Origin of the sequence: Citrobacter sp. ABFQG, from assembly GCF_004322975.1 — a bacterium.
In the GTDB taxonomy this organism is placed as follows: Bacteria; Pseudomonadota; Gammaproteobacteria; order Enterobacterales; family Enterobacteriaceae; genus Citrobacter; species Citrobacter freundii.
Window position 1 is genome coordinate 1779127 of record NZ_CP036435.1, and the last position, 19965, is coordinate 1799091.

15 protein-coding genes are annotated in these 19965 nt (G+C 47.2%); 8 read left to right on the top strand and 7 right to left on the bottom strand.

Annotation, left to right across the window (positions count from 1 at the left end; translation table 11 throughout):
- Nucleotides 1-527: 527 nt before the first annotated feature.
- Both WN16_RS08585 and WN16_RS08590 read right to left on the bottom strand, forming a co-directional pair.
- Complete coding sequence (locus WN16_RS08585) at nucleotides 528-2750, bottom strand: EAL domain-containing protein (RefSeq protein WP_016149653.1); 2223 nt, start codon at nucleotides 2748-2750, stop codon at nucleotides 528-530.
- Nucleotides 2751-3253: 503 nt separating this feature from the next.
- Nucleotides 3254-4366, bottom strand: coding sequence for an agmatine deiminase family protein (locus WN16_RS08590; protein WP_044699274.1), 1113 nt, complete (start codon nucleotides 4364-4366; stop codon nucleotides 3254-3256).
- A 403-nt stretch (nucleotides 4367-4769) separates the two neighbouring features.
- Here WN16_RS08590 and WN16_RS08595 point away from each other — a divergent pair, with 403 nt between their 5' ends.
- On the top strand, nucleotides 4770-5333 hold the full coding sequence (locus tag WN16_RS08595; protein WP_008320993.1) for a DJ-1/PfpI family protein: 564 nt from the start codon (nucleotides 4770-4772) through the stop codon (nucleotides 5331-5333).
- Nucleotides 5334-5388: 55 nt separating this feature from the next.
- Here WN16_RS08595 and WN16_RS08600 read toward each other — a convergent pair whose 3' ends face one another.
- Together WN16_RS08600 and WN16_RS08605 are read right to left on the bottom strand one after the other, a co-directional pair.
- Nucleotides 5389-6135 (bottom strand): class I SAM-dependent methyltransferase, encoded by a 747-nt coding sequence (locus WN16_RS08600; RefSeq protein WP_044699278.1) that lies wholly within the window; start codon nucleotides 6133-6135, stop codon nucleotides 5389-5391.
- Between the two features lie 10 nt (nucleotides 6136-6145).
- Entirely contained in the window at nucleotides 6146-6403 is a 258-nt protein-coding gene (locus WN16_RS08605; protein WP_003021255.1) for a YjhX family toxin, read from the bottom strand.
- A 1317-nt stretch (nucleotides 6404-7720) separates the two neighbouring features.
- Here WN16_RS08605 and pepT point away from each other — a divergent pair.
- The 4 genes from pepT (at nucleotide 7721) to WN16_RS08625 (ending at nucleotide 11621) form a co-directional block, all read left to right on the top strand.
- Complete coding sequence (gene pepT, locus WN16_RS08610; protein WP_044699281.1) at nucleotides 7721-8977, top strand: peptidase T; 1257 nt, start codon at nucleotides 7721-7723, stop codon at nucleotides 8975-8977.
- Nucleotides 8974-10335, top strand: a complete 1362-nt coding sequence (gene dcuC / locus WN16_RS08615; protein WP_003830889.1) for a C4-dicarboxylate transporter DcuC — start codon at nucleotides 8974-8976, stop codon at nucleotides 10333-10335. Before pepT ends, dcuC begins: the two co-directional genes overlap by 4 nt.
- A 485-nt stretch (nucleotides 10336-10820) precedes the next feature.
- Nucleotides 10821-11288 (top strand): DUF2913 family protein, encoded by a 468-nt coding sequence (locus tag WN16_RS08620; RefSeq protein ID WP_224769896.1) that lies wholly within the window; start codon nucleotides 10821-10823, stop codon nucleotides 11286-11288.
- Nucleotides 11289-11384: 96 nt separating this feature from the next.
- Entirely contained in the window at nucleotides 11385-11621 is a 237-nt protein-coding gene (locus WN16_RS08625) for a hypothetical protein (protein WP_003847694.1), read from the top strand.
- 101 nt (nucleotides 11622-11722) lie between these two features.
- Here WN16_RS08625 and WN16_RS08630 read toward each other — a convergent pair whose 3' ends face one another.
- Nucleotides 11723-12352 (bottom strand): LysE family translocator, encoded by a 630-nt coding sequence (locus tag WN16_RS08630; RefSeq protein WP_044699285.1) that lies wholly within the window; start codon nucleotides 12350-12352, stop codon nucleotides 11723-11725.
- A 109-nt stretch (nucleotides 12353-12461) separates the two neighbouring features.
- Here WN16_RS08630 and WN16_RS08635 point away from each other — a divergent pair, with 109 nt between their 5' ends.
- The 3 genes from WN16_RS08635 (at nucleotide 12462) to foxA (ending at nucleotide 16705) form a co-directional block, all read left to right on the top strand.
- Nucleotides 12462-13367 (top strand): LysR substrate-binding domain-containing protein, encoded by a 906-nt coding sequence (locus tag WN16_RS08635; RefSeq protein WP_060855522.1) that lies wholly within the window; start codon nucleotides 12462-12464, stop codon nucleotides 13365-13367.
- Nucleotides 13368-13491: 124 nt separating this feature from the next.
- The gene (locus WN16_RS08640; protein WP_003838681.1) at nucleotides 13492-14475 is read left to right on the top strand and encodes a helix-turn-helix domain-containing protein; all 984 of its coding nucleotides are present in this window, start codon (nucleotides 13492-13494) and stop codon (nucleotides 14473-14475) included.
- Nucleotides 14476-14596: 121 nt separating this feature from the next.
- Nucleotides 14597-16705, top strand: coding sequence for a ferrioxamine B receptor FoxA (gene foxA, locus WN16_RS08645; protein WP_088169102.1), 2109 nt, complete (start codon nucleotides 14597-14599; stop codon nucleotides 16703-16705).
- A 99-nt stretch (nucleotides 16706-16804) separates the two neighbouring features.
- Here the strand turns inward: foxA and WN16_RS08650 are convergent, their stop codons facing one another.
- Together WN16_RS08650 and WN16_RS08655 are read right to left on the bottom strand one after the other, a co-directional pair.
- The gene (locus tag WN16_RS08650; RefSeq protein WP_044699290.1) at nucleotides 16805-17353 is read right to left on the bottom strand and encodes a hypothetical protein; all 549 of its coding nucleotides are present in this window, start codon (nucleotides 17351-17353) and stop codon (nucleotides 16805-16807) included.
- Nucleotides 17354-17491: 138 nt separating this feature from the next.
- Nucleotides 17492-19654: a TonB-dependent siderophore receptor gene (locus tag WN16_RS08655; RefSeq protein ID WP_044699292.1), complete on the bottom strand. Its 2163-nt coding sequence runs from the start codon at nucleotides 19652-19654 to the stop codon at nucleotides 17492-17494.
- Nucleotides 19655-19965: the final 311 nt, after the last annotated feature.

Consider the following 19965-nt stretch of genomic DNA (forward strand, 5'->3'; position numbering starts at 1 on the left):
AAATCTGCTGTGTGATATATCATCAAATGACTATGATAATTGACGCAAATGATATTAGCCGTAATGCTAAATGCAGACTAGCGCAGCGATCACTAATATTGATTATGAACTCTATGACTGAGGTAGCCAAAATCTTCAGGTTGCCACCCGATTTAAAGCTTCTTGGTCAGTTTCTCATTAGGGATTAATTTCGGGGAAATACCACGTTTTTAAGGCTAAACCAGCCTATCATGCAGGAAAGTCCTTCTCGCCGTTTTTTTTGCACAATACAAAACCTCCATATGGAGGAGCATTAATCTCCATATAAATTTCAAAGATCCTCTAAAAAAACCCTTATTTTTAGGAGGGGGGAGGCTCTACAACTCATGGCTGTATGGCAATATCTGTAGACTGATAGGTAGCAACAACACGATGTTATGACGTTAAGTTGTATAGTGTTTTGCTTAATTAATATGCAGTTTTAGTTAAGGGAATAAAAAACCGGCACGGGAGCCGGTAAGTGGAACAATGTAGGAATATAATTATTATTATAATTCAGCCAACTCAATAGGAACGGGTTTCCCTATATGGTATCCCTGTAACCAACCAATACCCATGGTAATTAGAATCTTTTCAATTTCCTCATTTTCAACAAACTCAGCTACCACTTCCATATTTTTGAGTTTTGCTACTTCGCAGAAGGATCTGACGGCGCATCGACTAAATTCATCTGTCAGTATATTACGGATGAAGGAGCCATCAATTTTCAGAATATCTGCGTCTAATGTTCTGAGTCGTGAATAGCTTGACGCCCCTGTGCCAAAATCATCAATAGCAATTTTAGAACCGGCTTTACGTAATGCTCTCAGAACATCAGTGACATTAGCATTGTCAATGATATCTGATTCAATGATTTCAAAAATTATACGTTTAGGTGTGATGGAATATTTTCTAAACAATGTGAAAACATTATCAAGAAAATCAATTTTATTAAGCGAGTCAGGTGTCAGATTAATGGAGAAATGACTGCTCGGGTCAGATTTCTGCCGTGACTGTATAAAACGAAATGTTTGCTCTATAACAGTGATATCCAGTGCAGGAAGTAATCCTGCCTCACGAGCAACGGGTAGGATGGTATCTGGAAAGATTAACTTACCATCAACCATTTTTATCCGAATAAGTATCTCGTGATAACGTGTCAGTCCCGTAGTTGAAACGATAGGCTGAACAACCAGCATCGTTGATACGATGGGTTGAGCCATAAGCTCAAACGATTTTCTGTCAATTGCTTTTTGCAACATATGACGAATGACTGCCTGACTGACAATTTTATCGCCTGGCACCTGCGGGCTGAGTAACAACGGTTGCCCCTGCATTAACGAGATGTAGCTTTGGGTATTAAGATGTTTAATTGCTTGTGATAAATTTTTAATCAGGTTTTTCTCGGTGGTATATGCCACACCACAAGATAGTCCCAATTGGTAATCCTTCCAGATAAAACGAAAAGAGTTTAGGTCTTTGTAAAGAGTAGGAATGTCAGGGGCAGTATTAAGGCGAAGAATTATTCCATGACCAGGTGCGTAATAAATGTTACCTGTATCCTTAATCAATTTACGTACATATGAGCTTAGCGCTTTTACAAATTCAAAACGGAATTCTATTCCATGGGTTTGCTCCAGCGTATTCAACTCTGTACAACGGATGTAACACAAGCACTCTGTTGCGTGTTTACGGATGTCCATTTGCAGGGCCTGAAAGTTAGGCAGTCCGGTATTAGGCTCTGATCTAAAAAGTTGTTTGAGGCGGCGGAGATATTTTCGGTTACGGACCACAAGTACACCGGTAACAACAATCGTAAGAGAAAAGACAAACACTATCGTGGAGGAAATCACGAGACTATGTAAATAATTATTATAGTTATCCGGCGAAATATAACTGTTTATATAATATCCCAACAGGATGAGCATTGTTACCCATACAGGGGATATAAAAGCATGGCCAATGCAGATCACTCCCCACAGCATTACTGGAAGTAACCACAGTAATGAATAGTCTGTAAATATAAGAATATCTTCTCTGATGACGATCAAAGCGGACATAATGCAGAGTAACAGCACCAGCCATAATACTTGATACAGAATAGGAGGGCCGGATTTTATCAGCGTCTTCACTTGTCTGATGTATAAAATGCACCATGCAGGGTTTTGAACGCTTCTAAGCAACAGATAACAAAAAGGGATGCCAGTCAAGCAAGAGTTCATCAACCACTGTAAGTTAATTAGTGTTTGTAGTGTAAAAAGGTTTGTGATCGGTGCTGAGGCAGTGTTCGACTGGAGCCAGTAATCAATCGAGATGAATAGTAAGGCGTTGCAACACACGAGCCAGACAATACGCAGGGTTGTAAGCTGGCTACGACCAAAGCTAACCGCGCCTCGTTTACCTGTCGAGAAAAAGTAGAGTGTCTGGCTAATGAGAGCAGCCAGCAGTTGAGCCGTTAGCGTGAACACCGAAGATAAAGAGTAAGAATAAAGGGCATACAAGAAAAAGGCACCCAAAATTGGCAGCGCCTTTTGCCGGTATAAAACCAGCAGTGCAGAAATAAGAGGTAAAGTGAGATCGTAAAAATGCAGTGTTATACCCGCAACATCCTCTTGCTTACTGAGATGACCAGCGACCAGCTGTAATGCAAAAAACGCGATGCCTACACAAAAATAGCCTCTAAATGTATTAATGAAATTTATATTTTCAGTTTTTCTTAGCAATATCATCATTCGCAATTTTCAGTGAGTTATCACCGTTCTCGATTTAAGTCATCTACTTAAAAAAGGTTAGACTGGAGGTTTGAAATGTGTATTTTTGGATGTTTTCGCTAATTGAAAACCATTCTAAAATATGTTATGTAAATTTTTTAAAGGTAACCTCGATAATTTCCGTGTGTTTCACAACGCAGGGAAGAATAATTTTTGTGACTGTACTGATAATAAAAATTCCGTCAGTAGCCATTATTTAAGACAGAATAGACGATCGATAAAAACGATCAATATAAATCTTTTGATAGATTTTATCGATAGGTTTGGCAGATCATAAATACCACGAAAGATCGATAAAATCTATTAAAATGTTATTTTTTAAAGGTGTTTATTTCATAAATGTTAATTGAGCACTTTGTTTATTAAAAATTAACCTATGCAGGCATCCTTCTAAAGGAATTATTATGATATTGGCAGGAAAGTGAGTTTCCCCACCTTCCCACAATACACTCAATTGTTAATCATTAACGAGATTGCTGCTGTGTCGCGCAGTGAATGCCGCCGCCGCCAGCCGCAATGCCATCAATATTCAGTTGTATAATTTCACGATCGATAAACAGCTCCTGCAAAATAGCATGGGTATTACGATCGGTGCGCTTATCGCCAAATTGTGGTGCAATGACGGCATCATTACACAGATAAAAATTGATATACCCTGCGGCAAAATCATCACTCGCATAAGTCTGGCGGATGGTAGAAGGTCCTTCCAGCGTGACGACCTTCAACCGTCGGCCTTTGGCATCCGTGGCGGCTCGTAATATGTCCAGATGACGTCGGGTGATCGCGTAATCAAAGGACGACGGATCCTGCTCAAGACCTGTCACCACCGTACCCGGATGCGTGAACCTGGCATAAAAATCTGTATGGCCGTCGGTAATATCCTTGCCGGCAATACCCGGCAACCAGATGATTTTCTCCAGACCTAGCAGTCGCTTAAGTTCTTCTTCGCATTCGGCTTTGCTGACGCCGGGATTACGGTTGGAGTTAAGCACGCAGCTCTCGGTAATAATCGCCGTGCCTTCGCCGTCTACCTCAATACCGCCACCTTCCAGAGTCAGCGCCGAGCGGATGAACTCGGTATGAACGTAATCAGTAACGAATTCAGCCACATCGGCATCACGTTCGTGCTCTTGCTTATTGCCCCAGCCGTTAAAATTAAATCCCACACCGCCGAGCGCACCGCTGGCGCTTTTCACAAACACCGGCCCGGTGTCGCGGATCCACAGATCGTCTATCGGGTGAACCAGAAGATTGACCGACGGTCCGCACAGACGCGCGGCGAGTTCGCTGTCTTCTTCGCGTACCAACATATTTACGGGTTCAAATGCGGCGATGGTTTTAGCAACTAGCGCCAGGTTTTCCTGCACCACCGGTAGCAGATGAGGCTCCCAGATCTCCGCACTGGCACCAAACGCCATCCAGGTTGCTGCATGCGGTGCGCCTTCATCCGGCATTTGCCAGCGGCGGTCCTCTGTTGCGCGGGCAAATTGGCTAAAACTGATGCCTGTCATACCGGCGAGTAACATACTCGTTGAAGTCACCAAACCTTGCCAGACGAACGAACGTCTTGTCATCATAGGATTAACCTTTACGTATATTTATCTGATATTGGATGAATAAAATAATAATAGATAGTTAATGTTCTGCGTGTTTTAAATATTGAATAACAAATGAATTGATTGCGGATAAGTTTCATGCGGAATATATCACAGGAGATATTCGTTGCAATCTCTTCGTTTTATATTATGAGTGAAATTGACTACTATTAAAATTTCTCAACTATATATTTATATATAATTTATATTTATCAGCATGAACATGTGTCACACCGTTGGCTCTGAAGCCCCGTCTGACGGGCCTTGCCGCGGATTGTGATCTGGCCGATTGTTCTGTTGTATTTATTAATGCCATGAACCGTGTGGACTATAGTAAAGATGGCCGTTATTTCTCATCATTAATAACCGTGAGTGGGGGATGTGAATGAAGAAGATACTGATGCTGGTCGGAGATTATGTCGAAGATTATGAAACAATGGTGCCTTTTCAGGCTTTGCAAATGCTTGGGCATCGTGTGGATGCCGTCTGTCCGGAGAAAAGTCAGGGTGACTACGTTCAAACCGCCATTCACGATTTTGATGGGGCGCAGACATACAGTGAAAAGCCGGGGCATCGTTTTACGTTGAATGCGAATTTTGCCGAGGCGCGGGCCGCCGATTACGACGCTCTGTTGATCCCCGGCGGGCGTGCTCCGGAATATCTTCGACTGAATCCAGATGTCATTAAGCTGGTGCAAGATTTCAACACTGCCGATAAGCCTATCGCTGCGGTTTGTCATGGGCCCCAACTATTAGCGGCGGCGGGAGTGTTAGAAAACCGGACCTGTAGCGCTTATCCGGCCTGTGCGCCTGAGGTTCGTCTGAGCGGTGGACATTATGCCGATATTGGCATCGATCAGGCCCACGTTGATGGCAATCTGGTGACGGCACCAGCATGGCCCGCGCATCCGCAATGGTTAGCTAAATTTGTCGAAGTATTAATGAAGTAAGCGACGATGAGATGAAAAGTCGGTATAACCAGCCTGGCTATACCGACAGGAGATATTACCTCCGCATGAGTGCGAACACGCCCCACCCGATATATTCCCGGGTGAAGGTAACGTGGCGTGCTGGTGAACTTCTCAGTTGCTCTCTGACTTCGACGGCAAACTCATCGTCCGGATTTGCCTCCAGCCACCGGCGCATCGTCAACCATTTTGCCGCCTCGTATCTGTCCCAACCCTCCTGGTCCGCCAGTACCATTTCGACCACGTCATAACCGAGCTGATCGAAAGACGAAACGCGTTCTGGCAGAGAGAGGAAATCAGTCACTGAGGTCGCGCCGCAAGACTTAGCGATCTCCTCCGTTGCGGGTATCTGGCGCCAGTACGGTTCGCCGATGAGCAGGATCCCGCCTGATTTGAGACTTTGTTCCAGCTGTTTGACCGTTCCGGCAACGCCGCCGGCAATCCAGGTTGCACCAATGCAGGCGGCAATATCGAATTTTTCTTCGGCGATATAACCTGTTGCATCGGCATGAATAAAACGCACGTGCTCAGTGACGCCCAATTCACTTGCCCGCAGGGTGGCTTGCTCGCTGAATAACTGGCTCATATCGATACCAACGCCGGAAATTCCATGATCGCGTGCCCAGGTGCACAACATCTCGCCAGAGCCGCTGCCGAGATCCAGGATGCGGGTTCCTGGGGCCATCCGTAAAACCTGACCTAACGTTGCATATTTCTGCGCGGTGAACGGATTATGAATGCGATGTGCGCTTTCGCTGATTGTAAAAATCTTCGGGATATCCATCTCTCTCTCCTTAGCGATTATCCAGTTGGGCGCGAACGTTGTTCAGCCCAGTGGTATTGATGCGGTAGGGCTGACCATTGACGGATTTGATCAGTTTTTTCGTTCTGAGCTTTTTGAATACATCGAGCGTGCAGTCGCAGAGCAGTAACCCTTCGCGGCTATAGCATTCGACGGAAGTGACACGGCCTGATGCATCACGGACGTGAGCAATACGGCCACCTTTGGCGAGTACGTGTAAGGTACGTTGTTCCTGACGGGATAAATTCATACTGGAAAACCTGTTTAATCATCATGTGCAAAACGTGCAAACACACAGCGGTGTCCGCATTCGATTTCGGCGCATTGATAACCAGGCCGGCCTGAAAAGGTCGGTAAGCTGATTATCTGATGATTACATTCTCCAGCATCAAAGCCTCGGGTTGAGTTGATAGATATTTACCTGCTGAATCATACCAGCCTGGACGAGTAGGGGAATCGTCCTGTCGGGAAAATGTGATCTATGACGAAAAATTGCGTTTAGTTTATTTTATAATTTTTTAACTCTCAGCTAGCTGAGCGGTGTATGAATGTATTAAATTTATTGAATTTTCAGACATCGTCAGTAGCGGTATTGGTCGTAATGATGTGTAGTTGGTCTCACTTGCGTCACACTATAGATTAGTGATATTTAATCTTTTCTTATCTTAATTTTGTTTTATTTGATAAACAGGTCTTTATTATAAAAAGAATTTTTAATGGTGTTTGTGTTTAATTCTATTTAGGAATTTTCTTAACGTCATGAAGTGTGTATACTCAATCCTGCAAGAAGCTCTTCTGTTATCATCAAAACTATAAAAATGTCCTTAACACCCGTATTACCTCTGCCCTGTATCTCTTCTCAGGGGAGAGGTTTTTTTTCTGTATATTATTTTGATAGTCATCATAAATAGATAATTTAATATTATTGTTCTTGTTGCTTTACATTAGTGATGACGACAGATTTTTTTCTGTGAACCATACGGTACTATTGAAATAGTATCGCTATGAATCTATTTTATAGTGAATAGTGTAATTTTGTATTTATTTATAATGGTATTATATAGTTTTTCTTATAACTGCCTGTTTTTCAGCGTTATGTTAATTCTTGCTTTTGAAATAATTGTGATTTTGTTCACGGATTTTAGTGCGTTAAGTAGCTATTTGTAGAGAGGTGCAAACGGTTGCATTTTGCTGTTACAGCATTCGTTCATTAAAAAATATAGCGATGGTATATCTTGTGTCGGTATTGGGTGCAAGAATCTAAATGATTTTTATTATCTCTTGGATATACGAATACCGTTTATGACTTCTGTTAGCTTAACACCATGGAAAATGCAGTAAAAACAGACAGGAAATATGATTTTATCAATCAGAACGGAGCTTTTAATCACTGGCATAATTACTGGTTTTTTATCTTCCTTTTTATAAATCGTTGTCGTAATGCCCATAAAGTCAGCATTCTGGGATGAGTGCTGATTTTATTTTGTTCTCAGATTATTCAACCCACGCTGTATGCAGGTCTTCTCTTGCAGTACCTCGTAAATGATACATTAAAGGATCTCCTGGAATGGATATTGTTGAACGCTTTATTAACTACACGAAAATCAATACCACGACCTCAAGGGAAAATGGTGCTAATGGGATAATGCCTTCTTCACCTGGTCAAATGGAACTGGCAAAACTGCTGGCAGTAGAACTTGAAGCATTAGGAATGGAAAACATTGAGGTCAGGGATACCGCTATTGTGACAGCGACATTACCTGCAAATACGGACGACGCGATCCCTGTCGTTTCCTTTTTTGGTCATCTCGATACCAGTGCGGAACAGACTGCGGACACAAAAGCACAACGTCTTCACTACAGCGGTGGGGATTTGTGTCTGAACCAGGAGCTAAAAATTTATCTGCGCGAAAGTGAATTTCCAGAACTGAAAAATTATATCGGTGATGATCTGCTGGTGACGGATGGTACCAGTCTGTTGGGGGCAGATGATAAAGCCGCCATCGCCGCGATTATGAATGCCCTGGAGTACCTTGTCGCACATCCGGAGATTAAGCATGGGCCAGTGAAGGTCGGTTTTGTTCCTGATGAAGAGCAGGGATTACGAGGTGCAAAAGCATTTGATGTTGCGGCGTTTGGGGCTGATTTTGGCTATACCCTGGACTGCTGCGGCATTGGAGAATTTGTCTATGAGAACTGGAACGCGGGTGATGCGGAAATCATCTTTACCGGCCAGTCCGCACACCCTATGTCGGCCAAAGGTAAGCTTAAGAACTCTCTGCTGATGGCGCATAAGTTTATTGCGATGCTGCCCGGAGGAGAGGCGCCTGAGTATACGGAAGGACGCGAAGGGTATTACTGGGTAAAACAACTTCAGGGTAACAGCGCCCGTACGGTACTTAAGCTGGATATCCGGGATTTTACCGAAGAGGGGTATAAGGCGCGTATGGCATATATCCGCCAGCTGGCCGTCAGCACCTGCGCGCTGTGGGGAGAAAACAGCGTGGTCTGCCATTTAACCGATCGCTATGCCAATGTGTTCAATAGCTTGCAGGGCGATGCTCACTACCCGATTGATATTGCGTTACGCGCGTATCAGAAGTGTGGCATTACCCCGCAACCTGTCGCCATGCGTGGTGGATATGATGGCGCAGTGTTATCGCAGAAAGGACTACCTTGCCCGAATATTTTTACCGGTGCCCATAACTTTCATTCGATTTATGAATACCTGCCGGTGCGTTCACTGCGGGCCGCCAGCGATGTCGTGGTAGCGGTCATTGAGGAAACCTTTTCTGAGTTCGCGCAGGGGAGAGCTCAGTCATGATTCAGGTGTTAATTGCCCTACTGGTTATCGTAGTGGTCGCGCGTCTTATCCTGAAAGGTTATCGCGCTGAACCCGTGTTGTTCATTGCTGGCCTGGTGTTGATGATTTGTACGGCGTTAACCGGATGGGGTTCTGTATTACCGAAGGGTGTTGCCAGTACGGGGATTTCATTTCTCGATCCTTTCGAGGTGATGCGCGATCTCTTTAGTACGCGTGCCGCCGATCTCGGCCTGATGATCATGGCGCTCATGGGATTTGCGCATTACATGGATCATATCGGGGCAAATGAAGCGGTTGTGCGGGTTGTGACGAAACCTTTGCGTGCGCTTCGTTCGCCCTATGTGCTTCTATTTTTCTCCTATCTGCTCGCCAGCCTCCTGCAGTTGGCCATTCCATCCGCCACTGGGCTAGCCGTGTTGCTGATGGGGACGATGTTCCCCATTATGCTGGGGTTAGGGCTTTCTGCGGCCTCAGCCGCTGGGGTTATTGCCACCTCGCTTGGTGTGGCATATACCCCGACGGCCATCGATGCTATCAGGGGATCTAAAGCGGTCAATATGGATGTGGTGGAATACGTTGTTTACCACCAGGGACCCGCAGCGCTGGCAACCGTGCTGGTCGTCGGCGTCTGCCATTTCTTCTGGCAGCGGCATTGCGACCGTAAAGCGGGGACGCTTCCACGAGAAATCGGTAGCGCTGAGGTGACTGACTCAGGAAAAGCCCCGGCTTTTTATGCGCTGCTCCCGATGCTTCCGATACTGATGGCGGTGGGATCATCGGAAATGTTTGTCAGTGGTATTAACCTGAATATTATCACCATTGTGCTCATTTCGATGGCTGTCTGTATGTTGATTGAATGGCTGCGGGTGCGTGATTTAAAGTCAGTATGCGAAGGATTCAGCCATTTCCTTAAAGGCATGGGCACTGCCTTTACCGGGGTAGTTGGGCTGCTGGTTGCGGCAGGTGTTTTTGCTCACGGGATTAAAGTTATTGGTGCCATTGATCAATTAATCCTGATGGCGGAGCACGTGGGATTACCCCCATTTGCTATGGCGGTGGTGTTTGCGCTGGTGACGCTGGCGGCAGCAATTATTATGGGATCGGGTAATGCGCCATTCCTTGCTTTCGTTGAGCTGATCCCGCAAATCGCGGCAAGTATGGGCGCTAACGCTGTTGCCATGATCCTGCCGATGCAGCAGGCATCACATATGGGGCGGGCAATTTCACCGGTTTCCGGCGTGGTGATTGCCGTTTCCAGTGGGGCGAAAATAACGCCATTTGATGTGGTTAAACGTACCGCCGTACCGCTGATTGTGGGCTTTGTAACTCATACCCTGATCATCGGTATTTTCTATTAACTTCGTTTGTAACAAGCAAACTTCCGGCCTGCTAAATGTCCGGTAGTTTGCTTTTTCTGATTACAGCTCTCATCACCGCAGATGATATTGATTACTGGTGATTATTATTAACTTTTATCTTTATCGCATTATTCTTATTGGACATTGTTGAGCTATTCTGGATTAATGATTAATAAGTATGATGTATTGTATTTGCACGTTTATTACATAGGGATAAGTTAACCTGGATCATATTTTGGCGATTTTAGTTGTAGTAATTTTTTAATAGAGTAATACAAGAATAACGTGGAATAACAATGACGATTTATTTGGGCAGGTTTAAGTGGTAAGGGATTCTGGAAGAGTTTGTACGTTACGACATCATTATCAGGATGATCTGGAAACATTTACCTGGAGTGCGTTAGTTGCAATTGGTATCGCAATAAAGGATCATAAGATCTACTCTAAAATGTCAGAGCATCTATTCATTATGCATTGGCTGGCTATTGCCAAAAAAAAGAAAAATATTTTCGAAGAGCATTGTCAGTGAGCTTCAGTGGCTAATTGATGAGGGGAAGAAAAAAAGCATCAATGCACAACTTAAATTTAAAATAGAATATTTGTACGCCACATCGAGTGGTGACGTGACAATGCAAAACGACTATTTTAAATTTACTCATACGATTGAAGTATTGAGAAATAATGGATGGGAGAGCTTTCTGCTCACTCCAGAGAAATGGCAAGGACTTCATGAAAGTATTAAGGTCAGAAAAGGTGACTTTATCTTTATGGATGATGCCCGGCTTCAGGAGTGCTTTGGCGTGCAGGGCGAGATTGTCAAACCTTTCTGTATTCGAGTGTACGGCGATGTTGAGTTTGCAAAGTTAACGTTCATCAAACATAACCTGCCGGTTGAATTTGTGAAACACATTTCGAATGAGTTTCATTATTTCAATTTTCTTTCTGTTAAGTAATGCTTAACTGATATAGAGGAAAAATTTCTATTTGTTCAAAGAGTAGTGATCTACTTGTGAAAGTATCGGATATATACCACGCGCAAAGGATAGCGAATGTTTACTCGAAAGTTAGTGATTACAACCGAATGGATAAAATTGTCGGATACGTCAGACAATATGTCCATTTCTTTTCGGGGCGTTCTTGAGATCGGTGAAAGCACGGTTGTGCCAGATGATAATACACCTCTACTTCGTTTAGAAAATGACATGGCACCTATCGCCGTTGATGCGTTATCATGGGTGAGGGTGCCAGTTGAACGCCATGAAAATGTTATCGTCTATATTTTCTGAATCCGGGTTTATTAATCCATTAATAATATTAATGTCGATTTGTTCTTATTTTGTCCTTCCCGGTGCAAGATGAGATGTCTGGCTGAACAATTTGTTGAGGATCACAGCGCGGGTGAGAGCATTTGTAGTGCGTGTACATTATAAATAATGCCAAACACCGCCACCGCGAGCAGAAAAAGAGAGGAGATAAAACCGCTGCATCTGGCAAAGCGCGCTGGTATCCAGCGTTTGAAAACCACGATGTAAAAAGACAACACCGTCAGATCAAAAATAACCCACACCAGCGTTAGCGTCAGAATGCTGGTGGTGAAATCTTGCGTAATGGCAATGAACTGGGGGAAAAACGCTACGAAAAACAAAATGTCTTTTGGGTTGGCGACCCCGGTCAGAAATCCGTGGATAAGCCCGCTGTTATCGCGTTTTCGTGCACCCAGTCCGGGGTTTGAGGCCCTGGTCCGCAGGCCGTTAATCGCCATCACTCCGATATACAACGATCCCACAAGACCCAGTACGCCAAGCCATATCGCAGAGATTGAAACCACGCCAGCTAGCATCAGTGCAGCCAGAGCAATCAGTACTAAAGAAGCGCCGTTAGTGCCAATCAGCGTGAGAAAAGCCCGGCGATAGCCGTGCTGCGCCGCGGTGGTGGTAATCAGCGCCACGACAGGACCCGGCGTTAACAACAGGGTTACTACGCTGAGGCTATAGGCAGCCAGTAAAGTGAAATTCATACCTGATTATCCTGATGATATTTTCCACCAGTATTCCGTTTACGTAACGCATTGAAAAACGAATAAAACTGCGCTCTACTGTGAGTAAAACTCAACATAGAAACTCACGATGACGCTACCTCCGTTGTATGCCCTGAGGGCTTTTGAAGCCGCAGCCCGTCTGGGAACGTTCAGCAAAGCCGCTATTCAACTTAACGTGACGCCGGGCGCGGTAAGCCGTCATATTCGCACGCTGGAGGCATGGTTTGGCTGTGAGCTATTTATCCGCAGCGGCCCGCGTATCGAGATAACACCTTCTGGCCAAGGGTTAGCGCAGCAGTTGACGGCTGGGTTTCAGAGTCTGGAACACGCGTGTCATGCCTTTCGCAGCCGCAGTCATGAGCTACGGCTGAAAGCGCCGTCTACGTTGACAATGCGCTGGCTTCTGGATGTGCTGCGTCTTTTCCGTGAAGCGCATCCGACCCCGGTGATCGAAATTTCCAGCGTCTGGATGGATACCGATTCGGTATCCTTCAGTCGTGAACCGTATGATTGTGCGATCCTGTTAGGGAATGGCCATTTTGGCGACGATACCGACAGCCGGTTGCTGTTTCAGGAGTGGCTTATCCCAGTGTGTTCACCCGCACTGCTGGTGCAGGCGCAGCGCGATCTTTCTGCCTGTGAACTGATTCATCCCTCAGCGGATCGCCGAGATTGGCGTCGGTGGCTGCAACGCACTGGGAAGTTTCCGACGTTGAATCTTGCGCGAGGCAAAGTGTTCGACACCCTGGAGCAGGGTAGTCTTGCCGCGATGAGTGGTCATGGCGTGTCTGTTGCCGACCTGCTGCTAAGCCTGGCGGCCATTCAGGCAGGGATGTTGGCGTTACCGTTTAAAGATGCTGTGGCGACTGGCGAGGGGTATTACCTTGTCTGGCCAAAGGCTTCAACACGGCTCAGAAATATTGAGCTGCTGTATCGCTGGTTAAAAGAGGCTGCGCCGTGTGCCTCCTCGGCAGATCTAAACTGGCTGGATTAAGCTGTTTATTTAGCTGATTACCTATATTGATAATGGTTCTCATTATTATTGTCGTATTGTGCAGGTAATGGTAATGTTGCTTCAGTTATAAACCGTTAATCCCATTTCCTGTGCAGAAGACAGCATGAACAACACCACCGCCCTGAATGCCTCCGGACGCGTCGCTCGCACTTTCTCCGTAAGCGAGTTTATGGATTTTGGTGAGCGCTACGGGATCGATTACCGCTTTCCCCTGTTGGCACAAAGACCGGATTTGCCGTCTGGCAGCCCTGTTCTGCAAGGTGAAATTGAGGAGATGACTCTCCCCTGCGGGATGTGCGTGACGCACTCCGACGTACAGGTATTGCAACCCTACGAAACCACCTCTCGCCACGACAGTCCTCTGTATATGCTGGTGGTTCTGGAAGGCTGCGTGATCCTGACGCTTAACGGACAGGAGCATGTGGTGCGCTCCGGCATGGCGTTTAGCTCGCGCCTGAGTGAGCACCAGACGATGCGTGCCCGTCATCATGCTGATTGTAAACTCCGGACATTATCGCTCGGTTTATATCCCGACGGCGCGTATCGCACGGGGTTGCTCGAATCGTTGATGCGCGAGTGGGAAAGATGCCAGACGCCGACGCTTATCTGGCAGGTACCGGGGTTTTTACTCAGCGGACTGCAGTACGCGCAGCAGAGTACGATTAGCCATGTTTCTCGTCAGCTGATGCTGGAAGGGCTGATATTACAACTGTTCGGTCATGGTCTCAGCATGTGTCAGGTCGAGAGCGGTAAACGTCTTGCGACGAGCGGTGAGCAGCAGCGGCTGGAGGTCGTTCGCCGACTGCTGGAGGAGAGTCCCGAAAATGACTACACCCTTAATGAACTGGCCCAACGCGCGGCGATGAGCCCCAGCAGCCTGCGCAGTAAGTTCCGTGCAGCCTATGGCTGTTCGGTATTCGACTACCTGCGCGATTGCCGTCTGGAACATGCGCGCGGCTATCTACTGGAAGGATATAGCGTACAGCAGGCGGCCTGGATGTCGGGTTATCAGCACGCCACCAACTTTTCTACCGCTTTTCGTCGCCGTTACGGCTTTTCGCCCGGCGATTTACTCAAACCTTGCTAATCCATATTTGCGTTTTACGCACGTGATTTCCTGACAATTTGGCACTGCGCATAGGCAACCTGGCATCCGGCATAGCTATCTCCGTCAGCAAAAAGGTAATAATTCTCACTTACAATTAGACATGCCTTTGGAGATATTCATGTTCGCGAAGACTCGCTTGGCGCTGCTGGTGGGATGGGTGACCGGCAGCGTGGCTTTTCCTCTGCTGGCGCAGGAAACAACAAAAAACGATACGGTGGTTGTCACCTCGCAGATGCAGAGCGGGGCCACGAAGCTTGCCACGCCGGATATTGAAACGCCGCAGTCGGTATCGATCGTTACCCGTGAACAGTTTGAAGAGCAAGGCGCAACCAGCGTGCGCCAGGCTGTCAGCTATACGCCGGGGGTGTACAGCAATCAGATTGGCGCCTCCAACCGCTTTGACTACATCGTGCTGCGTGGCTTTTCTGACGGTAGCCTGGATAACGTCTATCTCGACGGTCTGAAGATGATGGGCGACACCAACTCGCACAGCTCGCTGGTAGTCGATCCGTGGTTCCTCGAAGATATCGAAGTCGTACGCGGTCCGGCTTCCGTACTGTATGGTCGTTCCTCTCCGGGCGGTATTGTGGCGCTGACCTCACGTAAGCCATCGTTTGATGCGGGCGGCGAAGTGAAGATGTTTGCCGGCAATAATAACCAGCGCGGCGCGGCGTTTGACGTCACCGGGGCGCTGGATGATAACGATCGAGTGGCGGCGCGATTGAGCGGGATGACGCGTTACGCGGACTCGCAGTTTGGTCCATTGAAGGAAGAACGTTACGCGCTGATGCCCAGCCTGACCTGGCGTATCACCGACCAGACGCGTCTGGATCTGATGGCCTATCTGCACCGTGACCCGGAAGGCGGAAGCCACTCCGGTCTGCCGTATGACGGCACCGTGGTTCCGCATTACGGGCAAAAGATCTCCAATACCTTTTACGAAGGCGAGGATGATTATGACAAATACGATCGCCGTGAGAACATGGTGGGCTACAACATTGAGCATATGTTTGATAGCGGTTGGTCGGTGCGGCAAAAGCTGCGCTATCTGCATACCGACGTTGAGCTGAACCAGGTGTATGCGGCGGGCTGGTTGAATGAAACCGAGCTTAATCGCGGCTACTCCGGCTCCGATGAAAAAATGTCGGCGATTACGCTGGATAACCAGCTCGACGGCAGCTTTGATACCTGGCAGGTAAACCACCGTTTGCTGGTGGGGATCGACTATCAGGATCGCAGCAACAATACTACCGGTTACTACGGCGCTTTCCCCCCGATTGACGCCTTTAATCCGGTGTACGGCGCGAAGCCTGATTACATCGACATGTATGCGCGTGAGAAACACAAGCTGCGACAGACGGGTTACTATTTGCAGGATCAGATGTCATGGGATCGCTGGCGTATTACGCTCGGTGGTCGCTACGATCAGGTCAGCGTTTCTAACATTGATAAGATCAAGGATACTCGCAGCGATCTGGATAAAAACAACTTCAGCACCCGCGCCGCGTTGCTCTATTTGTTCGATAACGGCTTTGCGCCGTACGTGAGTTACTCCACTGCCTTTACGCCCACTAGTTTTGCCGATGAGAACGGCAACCTGCTGGATCCGATGAAAGGCAAGCAGTGGGAAGCCGGGCTGAAATATGAGCCGGAAGGTCTTAACAGTCAGTTCAGCGCGTCGGTGTTCCGTATCAATCAGACGAATATAGCCACTAAAGAAGAGCCGACCGATCCATACCGCTCGATTGGGGAAATTGAATCTGAAGGGGTGGAGCTGGAGGCAATTAGCCAACTGACGGATAGCTTCCGTATGCAGGCGGCGTATACCTATACCGACATTCGCTATAAGAAAAGCAGCCCGGAAGAGCAGGGCAAGCGCGCAGTGTACGCCCCGCGTAACCAGGCCAGTGCCTGGCTGAGCTACGATGTAAAAAGTGGTCCGCTGGACGGTCTGACGTTGGGTTCAGGCGTGCGCTACGTTAACGGTATTACCAGCGATCGCCTGAATACTCACACCCTGCCGTCCTACACTCTGGTGGATATGGTGATTGGTTACGACTTAACGAATATCGGTATTAAAGGGTTGAGTGCGCAGTTGAACGTTAACAACCTGACCGACAAGCGCTACGTTGCGGCCTGTAACTCGCTCTCATACTGCTACTTCGGCGCCGAGCGCAGCATTGTCGGCAGTGTGTCCTGGAAATTCTGATGTTTTAGCCGGATGCAGCGCTGGCGCCTTATCCGGCCTGGTGCAGTGTGCAAATTGTATGCCTGATGAGCGTAGCTCATCAGGCATAGTGGATTGCGGTTATTGTGTAAAACCGTTTTGCATACAAATCTGCGCGCTGGTTCTCAGAGTGAAGGCGACTTTGTCTGGGTACTGACTGTAATAGTTATGCTCTTCTTCCAGCCCTTTTGCCTGCGCCAGACGAACCGTTTCCAGCGAGCAGGTACGGTAGATCAGGTCTTTATTCATATTGGTCTGCTTCTCGCGCTGTTTATCTGCGGACAGCGCCAGCCAGTTTTCGGACAGTGAGTAATCGTAGACCACCCGATTTCCTTTCGCCTGCACGTTCTCAATGGTAATAAATTCGTCGATTTTCAGCCTTGGCTGCCCACGCATTTTTTTCTTATCTTCTGCGGCGGCGTATTGGGCCAGCGCATGAATATCCATACTGGCTATTTTCTGTTTATAAGCATCTACATAGGCGGTAGGTTGCTGATAATGCTGAGCGTAAGCGTTTCTTAATTCCCCGTCACTCATCGTACAACCTGCCAGAAACAGAGGTAATAGCAGTGTCAGTTTTATTTTAGTCATGATGTTATCCCGTTCATTATTTTGATCCCAGTCGCCCATAACAAAATAGAAAAATTATTACAGATGATATTTAAGGTTGTATAAATGAGAGCACGATGGCACAAGTTCAATTGTCTTAAAATGGCAGGACAGACGGGAAACCCTGCCAGAATTGGCAGGGTTAATGGATGAAGAGGATCAGAATTCCATTTTCACCGTGAACTGCACTTCTCGTGGGTCGCCAATCTGATTACCCAGATTATTGGTGGCAATGGATGAAGTGTAATAGGTCTTATCAAACAGGTTTTTCACATTGAGCTGCAATGTGACCGGATACTGCAGCTTCATTTTATAAGCGGCAAAGGCATCGGCGACAAAATAGCCCGGCAGATAATAGTCTGCGCCATTGGTTGCGGAACGGCGGCTCACCCCATGACCCCCACCGCCAATCGTCAGGGTATTGCCCATAAAGGCATTCTGAATATCGTAGGTGAGGAATAATGAGCCGGTATGCTTCGGTACATTAGGCAGCGGCTTACCTTTGTAATCAGGATCTTCCGTCACTTTCGCGGCGGTATAACCGTAGCTGGCGATGATATTGGTGTTGGTGGTCAACGAACCGGCGACATCCACTTCCACACCTTGTGAACGCACGCGACCCGCAGTTTTCGCCACAGTTTCGCCATTGATCATTTCGTTGTACAGCACATTGCGTTTATCAATATCAAACAGGGCAATATTGGCGGTGATACCGTCAAAGATATCGAATTTTGCCCCCACTTCATAAGCCGTTGAAGTTTCAGGTGGCAATTCGCCAATATAACTGGCGATAGAATATTGCGGCATGAAGGATCGCGACACGTTACCGAACAGCGATACCGACGGCGTCAGTTTGTACACCATACCGAATTTGGGCACCCACTGTTGGTCGGTACTGTCGGTGTTGACGTTGAACGGACGGCCTTTGCCAGCGTATTCGGTGTAGTACTGATAACGCATCCCGGCGACGGCGATCCATTTATCGGTCAGGTACAGCGCGTCCTGCACATACGCAGAATAGCTCTCTTGTTGAATAGTCTGATCGCTATCAGCGGCAGAAACGTTAGTACATTTATCCAACGTACCGTAGACAGGATTATAAATATTGAACCCTTTTACGTTCTTGCAGCGGATCATGTCGGTGCGTAGCAGATCGTAGTTCTCATAAGAGACGCCGGTGAGGATCTCGTTATAAAAGCCAGCGATATCGACGTTGCCCTGTAAATCGGCACGTGTGGCGTGCATGCGCTGAGTGGAGCCTTGAGTGGCATCAACACGGCGGGTAAGATTTCCGCTTGCAGAATCATAAGCCATCACGCGAGCCTGATTATCGCTGTATTTATCCTGACTAAAGCTGTAGTCGAATTTCGCTGTCCATTCGCTGTTGAAACGGTATTCGGCATTCAGCTGCGCCAGATCCGATTCGCCATCGGTGATATTAAACGGCTCATCAAAACGGGTTTTGCGATCCACATTCACCGCGTGTTTGGTGTTGAGATCGAAAATGGTGCCGCGATCGAACGGGGCTTTATAGTCGCGATGTGAATAGAGCACGTTGACGGTGGCCTTGTCGCCAAACCAGGTAAGGGACGGGGAGATGAAGCTGCTCTGATTGGTGCCGAAGTTACGCCAGTAATCCTCATGCTGATATTCGCCAATCAGGCGATAGGCTAACTGCGTGCCTTCAATCGGCCCGGTCACGTCAAACTGCCCTGTGCCGCCGCCAAACCTGCTGGAGGTTGCTGAAATCGACCCGCCAAACTGTGTTTCCGGACGTTTGGTGACGACATTAATCAGGCCGCCGGGATCGAGAATCCCATACAGGGTTGAGGCCGGGCCTTTCAGCACTTCCACGCGTGAGGTGGCGGCGTTAAAGCTGCGCGGCAACACGGTTTTCAGACCATTGGTCATCACCGAACCGTCACGGTTTGCGCCGAAGCCACGGCGGACAAACGCATCCTGTGTGCCACCTAATGTGTTGGTTTGCACGACGTTACTAACGTTATACAGCGCTTCGTCCAGCGTCGTGACATGCTGATCTTCCAGAACTTTATCGCTGACAGTGTTCACCACTTGTGGGATATCCAACAATGGCATGGATGTCAGCGTCGCGGTGGACGAACTCAGCGGTTGATAACCCGATGTTACGGCCTGATCGGCAGACGATGCATCTGCCCGAACGGTGATGGTATCTTCCCCTTTAGGCGGAGTCGTCTCTTTCTCCGCTGCAAATACCGCAGGTGTTGTTGTCATGCCCAGAAAGAGAGCAGAGCACAATGCCCGCCCTTTCATCCCCGAAAAGTAAGTCGTTAACTCAGCCATTATTTTATTTATTCCGCAAAAGACCCTGCCAAAAATGGGCAGGGAAACAAGTTGATTCAATTCATTGCCCGGCTTGCCAGCCCTGCATTTATCCATCTGTAAGCCAGCGTTACTGGCGTCAGATGTGTAATTGAGAATCATTCAATCATGAGTGTTTGTAGTAGTAAACGTAAAATTGAAAAAGAAACTACAAGCGATTTGACGCAATTTAACCGTCGTTTTTTTAAGGGTATTTAATTTTCAATATATTGAAAAAGAATGATTTTTATTGATTTTTCAGCGTTTTTTATTTGTGCTTTAGTTGTTGGCGA

What these genes read in the sequence shown, in the direction of transcription:
- WN16_RS08585 (WP_016149653.1), bottom strand. Translation starts at nt 2,750, where the DNA reads ATGATGATATTGCTAAGAAAAACTGAAAATATAAATTTCATTAATACA.
- WN16_RS08590 (WP_044699274.1), bottom strand. Translation starts at nt 4,366, where the DNA reads ATGATGACAAGACGTTCGTTCGTCTGGCAAGGTTTGGTGACTTCAACG.
- WN16_RS08595 (WP_008320993.1), top strand. Translation starts at nt 4,770, where the DNA reads ATGAAGAAGATACTGATGCTGGTCGGAGATTATGTCGAAGATTATGAA.
- WN16_RS08600 (WP_044699278.1), bottom strand. Translation starts at nt 6,135, where the DNA reads ATGGATATCCCGAAGATTTTTACAATCAGCGAAAGCGCACATCGCATT.
- WN16_RS08605 (WP_003021255.1), bottom strand. Translation starts at nt 6,403, where the DNA reads ATGAATTTATCCCGTCAGGAACAACGTACCTTACACGTACTCGCCAAA.
- pepT (WP_044699281.1), top strand. Translation starts at nt 7,721, where the DNA reads ATGGATATTGTTGAACGCTTTATTAACTACACGAAAATCAATACCACG.
- dcuC (WP_003830889.1), top strand. Translation starts at nt 8,974, where the DNA reads ATGATTCAGGTGTTAATTGCCCTACTGGTTATCGTAGTGGTCGCGCGT.
- WN16_RS08625 (WP_003847694.1), top strand. Translation starts at nt 11,385, where the DNA reads ATGTTTACTCGAAAGTTAGTGATTACAACCGAATGGATAAAATTGTCG.
- WN16_RS08630 (WP_044699285.1), bottom strand. Translation starts at nt 12,352, where the DNA reads ATGAATTTCACTTTACTGGCTGCCTATAGCCTCAGCGTAGTAACCCTG.
- WN16_RS08635 (WP_060855522.1), top strand. Translation starts at nt 12,462, where the DNA reads ATGACGCTACCTCCGTTGTATGCCCTGAGGGCTTTTGAAGCCGCAGCC.
- WN16_RS08640 (WP_003838681.1), top strand. Translation starts at nt 13,492, where the DNA reads ATGAACAACACCACCGCCCTGAATGCCTCCGGACGCGTCGCTCGCACT.
- foxA (WP_088169102.1), top strand. Translation starts at nt 14,597, where the DNA reads ATGCCTTTGGAGATATTCATGTTCGCGAAGACTCGCTTGGCGCTGCTG.
- WN16_RS08650 (WP_044699290.1), bottom strand. Translation starts at nt 17,353, where the DNA reads ATGGGCGACTGGGATCAAAATAATGAACGGGATAACATCATGACTAAA.
- WN16_RS08655 (WP_044699292.1), bottom strand. Translation starts at nt 19,654, where the DNA reads ATGGCTGAGTTAACGACTTACTTTTCGGGGATGAAAGGGCGGGCATTG.